The organism is Bradyrhizobium sp. 197, assembly GCF_023073375.1.
Lineage (GTDB): Bacteria > Pseudomonadota > Alphaproteobacteria > Rhizobiales > Xanthobacteraceae > Bradyrhizobium.
Genome location: NZ_JADPJJ010000050.1, coordinates 1 through 4,098, shown reverse-complemented (window position 1 = coordinate 4,098; position 4,098 = coordinate 1). Strand labels below are relative to the sequence as shown.

At 59.7% G+C, this 4,098-nt stretch carries 3 protein-coding genes and 3 pseudogenes; 3 read left to right on the top strand and 3 right to left on the bottom strand.

What is annotated here, in order from left to right; all coding sequences use genetic code 11:
* On the top strand, window positions 1-145 hold a 145-nt coding region (locus IVB27_RS10935), incomplete at its 5' end, for a transposase (protein ID WP_247442991.1).
* 70 nt (window positions 146-215) lie between these two features.
* On the opposite strand, the gene IVB27_RS10930 is transcribed toward IVB27_RS10935, so the two are convergent.
* Window positions 216-353 carry a transposase DNA-binding-containing protein gene (locus IVB27_RS10930; RefSeq protein WP_247443516.1) on the bottom strand — a complete coding sequence of 46 codons (138 nt, stop codon included), beginning with the start codon at window positions 351-353 and terminating at the stop codon, window positions 216-218.
* Between the two features lie 206 nt (window positions 354-559).
* Window positions 560-984: pseudogene (locus IVB27_RS10925) on the bottom strand (transposase); the annotation flags it as partial.
* 843 nt (window positions 985-1,827) lie between these two features.
* Between IVB27_RS10925 and IVB27_RS10920 the strand changes: the two are divergent.
* Together IVB27_RS10920 and IVB27_RS10915 are read left to right on the top strand one after the other, a co-directional pair.
* Window positions 1,828-2,529, top strand: a complete 702-nt coding sequence (locus IVB27_RS10920; protein WP_247443514.1) for a hypothetical protein — start codon at window positions 1,828-1,830, stop codon at window positions 2,527-2,529.
* A 55-nt stretch (window positions 2,530-2,584) separates the two neighbouring features.
* A pseudogene (locus tag IVB27_RS10915) lies at window positions 2,585-3,399 on the top strand (IS256 family transposase); the annotation flags it as partial.
* A gap of 314 nt (window positions 3,400-3,713) precedes the next feature.
* On the opposite strand, the pseudogene IVB27_RS10910 reads toward IVB27_RS10915, so the two are convergent.
* A pseudogene (locus IVB27_RS10910) lies at window positions 3,714-4,098 on the bottom strand (IS110 family RNA-guided transposase); the annotation flags it as partial.

Here is a 4,098-nt window from a genome sequence, read left to right as displayed (position 1 = left end):
CCTCTATAAAGGGCGCAATGTTATCGAGCGCTGTTTCTGCCGGCTCAAGGATTTCAGGCGTGTTGCTACTCGCTACGACAAACTTGCCAGAAACTTCTTGGCCGCCGTCCACCTCGCCGCTCTCGTCGCTTATTGGATCAATTGAGTCTGAACCCTAGTGGTTCGCGCGCTGATAGGAGAATTCCGTCGTGTCCTGAACAAGCAGGATGGGGCCTCTAAAACCATCGTAACGCGCGTGACGAAGAAGTGACCGCTGAGGATTCGGCTTCCTCCAGGCGCCCGTTGGCGAAGAAGCGGTAGGCCGCCTTCGTGTTCGCCCAGTCCTGGCACGCGAACAGTATGCTCCCGCCCATGCCGTCACCAATTTGCTTCAACAGCTCGCTAAATCGTTGACCGAGACGGGCATCCTTACGCTGTCTTGTCGATCTCGCGCTCAGTCCAATGTTCGACGGCACTTTCATCATCGTCATCCGGGCCGGCCGAGCAACGACACGCCGTTCCGCTTGAACACATCGAGGCACCTCGCCGTCGCGTTTCAGGTGCCCGACAATGAATCACAAGCGAGCGCGCGGCGACCCCGGCGGGTGTTGGTGCCAGCGAGATAGCTCGAAGCGACCAGCGCGTCGGCGGCCAGCGTGCGACGCTGATAAGCCCGCCGCGCCGCGCGCTTCCACTCGGTGGTCTTGCCGTCGGCGGCGTCCAGTCGGGCGCGCGGCACCGCGATCTCGACCGGCCCGAAGGTCCCGGTCAGCGTCTGCCTCCGACTGCCGTGAGGGTGGCCAGCAACGCCCGCTTTTGCGTGGTTGCCAGTCGCCTCGCTTCGCCCGTAAGGAGGCCGGGCCAGCACGGCGTCGAGCTCGCCGCGGATCAGCTCTTCGATGAACCGGCGCGCCCGAGCCCGCAGCTCGGTCTCAAGCGGATCAAATCACAGAAAAAATCGACAGCCGTCTCGACTGCAGGCTGCGCAGAATCGTGCTTCGTAGTGCTCGTCGTGGCGTGGTCTCCAGTCCGCCGCGCTAACGCCGGATTCGAGGTTGATCACCCCGGAGACTATGCCGCCCTCATTTCCAACCAACTCCGCGACGGCACCCCAAATTCCGGCCAGATCGCTCGCCAATCAAATCAGGCGACGAATATTTGATTATGGGCGTCGACAACAACAACGAGGTCGCTCTTGTAGAAGCGGCTCGATTGTGTGACCTTTTCATTGCAGCAATGTTGCAGAACATCTTCGATCGTTGCCGGCGTTTTACGGTGACCCCACCATGCATGCACATCACCATGATAGTTGTACTTGCTCCGCACCAAGCGCGAAGAAGATGACTGGGAAAGTAGCTTACCGAGGAGAGCCGGGGCTCCCGTGATCGCACCTCATCCCTTCGCCAAAGCCACAACTCAAGTTTGCAAGAAATCTCGATCCAAAAGCCTGCTTTGCGGCAAACCAGCTATGACAAAAATTCCCTTTCTGGATTCCAAATCAACAGCTTGGGATTCTTCACGGACGAGTATGTGGTATCACCCAAGCATCGGCAGCACGAAGACTCCGCTCTCCTTCGCGCAAGACCCAGATCTGGCCGCTGCTTTGTCGATGACCATGTTGCACAGCGTAAACTCTTACACGCTCGATGATGATCGACAACAACTCCCACCTCTTTCTTACACTTGCGATAGCGGCTCCACGTCCGATAAAGACCCGAGGAGCACAGCTACGAGAAGTGCGGAAGTCGCCATCCAAATAAGAGCGCTGCTCCACTAAAGTAGGTAGCTGTAGATCCATTACCAACAGCATACCATCAAGTGGCTCAACACGACGGGAGAATGTTGCAAATGAATGGCGTAGTTAATCTGTTGCAGGTGTCTCGCTTTCTTCGAACATATGATGACGCCGCTGCCGAAAAAGGGATTAGGCTCTCGATAGGATTCGACTTTCACGAGTACGTGTCGATCACGCAAGCCACTCCAACAAAGCATCCGACCCAACCAGTGTTCCGCCCGGATCGCTCGCCGATAAAGCTGGGCGAGGGATACTGGATTATGGGCTTGGACAAAAAGAACGAAGTTGCGTATCTTCAGGCTGCTCGTCTGTTTAATCTTCAGGACAGCAATATTGGAGAACACCTGCAATCACTTAAAGTGTTCTACGGCGAGCCCCAAAAACATGCGCATCCACAAGATAGTTGCGCCTGCACGGCGCCAAGCGCGAAGAAGATCAGAGGTAAAGTTGCCTACCACGGGGATCTTTGGTTGCGCAAGGACTTTCGAGGCCAAGGTATGCTGAAGACTATAGGGGGAATAGGAGGAGGCATTACCCTTGCGATGTGGAATCCTGACTTCTTATGTTGGCTCGCACAACGGTGGACACTGGACAATAGCGTTTACAATCCGCCGCATTATGAACCTGGCGGGGCCTTATTGCAGCTAGTGGAAGAGAATATTGCGGAGGATAACTGGCTTATGTGGATGGGGGGAGAGGAGCTCAGGCGCATTGTTGATCCTCATGACAGTAAGGAGCCGGTACTTGCGTCGTGAGTTATGTCGGCATCCTTGCGAGTTTTGGTTGCAGTAGCAGCCGGCCGGGCGGGCGAAGATTCGGGACCGCGGGGCGGCCGGCGATATCGAGCGGATCCGGTTCAGCTCGGCAATCCTGCCGCTGTGGGCGCGGCGCACCCGGAGCCTGGATGCGCTGTTGCCGGTGCTGTACCTGCGCGACATCTCGACCGGTGATTTCCAGGAGGCGCTGACGGCCTTGCTGGGCAAGGACGCGCCGAACCTGTCGCCGGCGGTCATCTCCCGGCTGACGGCCGAGTGGCAGGGCGACTATGAGCGCTGGCAGAAGCGCGATTTGTCGGCGCGACGCTATGTGTATGTGTGGGCCGATGGCGTCTTCCTGCAGGCGCGCATGGAAGACCACGGCGAATGCATGCTGGTGCTGATCGGCGCGACGCCGGAAGGCAAGAAGGAACTGATTGGATTTCAGGTCGGCGTCCGGGAGAGCGCAGAGCTGCGTGAGCTCCTGATCGACGTGAAGCAGCGCGGCTTGCAGATCGCCCCGGAAATTGCCGTTGGCGACGGCGCGCTCGGCTTCTGGAAGGCGCTCGACGAGGTCTTTCCCGGCACACGGCACCAGCGCTGCTGGGTGCACAAGACCGTAAACGTCCTGGACAAGGTCCCGCTCTCGGTCCAGGCCAACATGAAGAAGGACCTGCGCGAAGTCTACTGGGCGCCGAACCGGTCGGCCGCCGAAGCGGCGATCGGCGCCTTCGCCGAGAAATACCGCGCCAAGTACGGCCGAGCGGTCGAATGCCTCGCCAAGGACCGCGACGCGTTGCTGGCTTCTATGACTTCCCTGCCGAGCATTGGGATCAATTGCGGACGACGGATGAGATAGACAAGCGATTTTTTTCATGACCGAGATGACGATTGCAGAAATCGCGTACGTCCATTCTTTTGTTCGGCTGCGCCGCGGGCCATTCTTCCGTCCCGGCCATCGATCTCGCAGCCGCCGCGCGCAGGGGCGGTCAAGGCTGGCCGTGTTTGCGGCCACCGCAAGGCTTGGCCTTGACCGGCCCGAGCACGGCGGCATGCTGCGTGGAACGGGACTGCATTCCTGGCTGGCACTTGCCGTCAGGCGGGATTATCCTTGGCGGGCGCGGGCGACCTCGTGGCGAAGCGTGGCGCATCGGCTGCAAGCGCCACCAGGCTGCCCTATTTTGTCTTGCCGAGTTGAGGCGCCCGCGCGCCGGTTTTTGGCCGCCGTGGTTTCCATTGCGTCACCAAGCGCTCGTAGCTTTGCTCCGCCTGTGCGGCAATCAACATCTCGCGGTCGCGCAATGCCTTGATGTTGTAGGCATACGCTGGCCCACGCCGGCTGCCTTTCTGTTGCGGATGTCCGGCTTGAAGCTGCATCGCGCGGGTCTTGATGGCGACCAGTGCCGGGCGCGCCCACAGGTAATCCTCGCCCTTCGTCAACAAATGCCAGCAAAGCACGGTGAGCTTCCGGGCCACAGCCACCGCGGCGATCTGATGGCCGCGCCGGGCGCGGATGCGCACGAAAAACGCATGCAGCGGACCGGGCGCCTTGGCCGCTGCCCAGGCCGC

Coding starts and splice junctions, on each gene's coding strand:
- IVB27_RS10930 (WP_247443516.1), bottom strand. CDS start 353: ATGGGCGGGAGCATACTGTTCGCGTGCCAGGACTGGGCGAACACGAAG.
- IVB27_RS10920 (WP_247443514.1), top strand. CDS start 1,828: ATGAATGGCGTAGTTAATCTGTTGCAGGTGTCTCGCTTTCTTCGAACA.